This window comes from Oceanobacillus sp. MO10714A (assembly GCF_037072045.1).
In the GTDB taxonomy this organism is placed as follows: Bacteria; Bacillota; Bacilli; order Bacillales; family Amphibacillaceae; genus Oceanobacillus; species Oceanobacillus indicireducens.
The window spans coordinates 1-1,887 of sequence record NZ_JAXHDC010000102.1; the positions used below are offsets into that span (position 1 = coordinate 1).

The window sequence follows — 1,887 nt, forward strand, 5'->3', positions numbered from 1 at the left end:
CGTATTGTCAAAAGTTTCTTAGTAAAAACCTGTGTTTTCGTTGTTTTTATGCGTTTTAACACAAAAAAACTTGCCACCCCCTTAAAAATAGGTTATTTATGAGGTAACCACACACTCAAAATACCTAAAAGGATGTGACAAGTTGTTACCTCAACTTATATACTATTTGCTTGAATATATCAAGTATCAAGAAAAAATTATCGTTCTTCTCTTAGGGATGATTCTTGGTAAGTCTGTTGCTAAAGCCCAATTTGATGAACCTGTCAATAAACCTTATCGTAAGTTCGAAGTCGATGACATGCCGATTATCGAAACCCTGGATAAACTAGATTATCGGGAACTGCTTAACGATTACCAGGCTGCACATGGTAAAGAGCTAAAGCCGGTTAAGCGTCGTAAAAACAGTGTGGTTACCGTACCAACGACGATGACATGCCCCAGATGTTCTGCACCCGCAGCCTATCTTTATGCCAACAACGGAGACAAAGGCCAATACCAATGTAAAGTGTGTGCGTGTCTGTTCAGTAAACAAAATCGCTACTTGAAAGAAGCTGTTCTCAAATGCCCCCATTGTTTGAAGAGCCTGGATAAGATTAAAGAACGTAAAGATTTTTATGTCTTTAAGTGCAGAAACAATCAATGTTCCTTCTATAAAAAGAAATTGAACCAAATGACCAAAGAAGAAAAGAAACGATTCAAAGAAGATCCACAGGCATTTAAAGTTCGATATATCTTTCGGGAGTTTCACTTCGATTTCAAACCGTTAGCCAAGGAAACTCCGGAGAAGCCTAAAGTAGACCTTTCGCGTATTTACGTTTCGCCCCATACCCTTGGATTGATTTTAACTTATCACGTAAACTATGGGCTCTCTGCCCGTAAAACAGCTGCCTTAATGTTTGATGTGCATCAAGTGAAAGTTTCACACCAGACCATTTTGAACTACATGAATAGCGTGGCCCTTATTACGAAACCTTTTGTTGACCATTACCCCTATGAGCTGTCTAACAGCTTTTGTGGAGATGAGACCTACATTCGTGTAAAAGGTCGCTGGCATTACTTGTTTTTCTTCTTTGATGCGGTAAAGAAAATCATCTTGTCTTACCCTGTTTCACCAAACCGGGATACGCTGTCGGCCATCAAGGCTTTGGACCAGGTATTTCAAAAGTTCAAAGAGATACCAGAGGACTTAATGTTCGTTGTCGATGGGAATCCCATTTACATTTTGGCTCAGCACTATTTTGCTGGGCATGGGATTCACTTTGACCTTCACAAAGTTATTGGGCTTACCAACGATGACCCCGTGTCCAAAGAATACCGCCCGATGAAACAGATTATTGAGCGTTTAAACCGGTCTTTCAAAGGGAACTACAGGGCAACCACCGGGTTCGGCTCACAAGCTGGCTCTGTTTCCTATGTGACTTTGTTTGTGGCATATTTTAACTTCCTTAGACCACATGCATCACTGGAATACAACGTGCCGGTCATCATTCCGGAGCTTAGAAAGATGCCTAATATGCCGGAACGGTGGACGAAATTAATCGAAATGTCTCAGGACTTCCTTACAGAAATGCAGGCATCCTGATCAAGACATTCCTGACCACAGTTTCCCCTTTGTTTGCCTTGGAAACGTAATCTTAGATGGTTTAGGGGTTGTCAAGTGCTTTCCTTGACTACCCCTAAATCATCTGAGACAATGCGCAGCGGCAAACAAGGAAGGATGTGCTTACCCGCAGTTTTTGGGGTTTATTTGTCGTCCTCTCTTTAGGAACTCGTGTGCTAACTAGAGTCCATTCTGCATTTTCTTTCGTTCTAGCCAGCCTTTTATTGGTCGCTAAAGGACATGTAGATGATTCTTCACTTGGTTTTCATAGAACTTTTGACGTTACC

General features: G+C 41.4%; 1 protein-coding gene. It reads left to right on the forward strand.

Annotated features, from left to right (window positions below; all coding sequences use genetic code 11):
* Positions 1–142 precede the first annotated feature (142 nt).
* Entirely contained in the window at positions 143–1,582 is a 1,440-nt protein-coding gene (locus SPD53_RS19655; RefSeq protein ID WP_336253564.1) for a DDE-type integrase/transposase/recombinase, read from the forward strand.
* Positions 1,583–1,887: the final 305 nt, after the last annotated feature.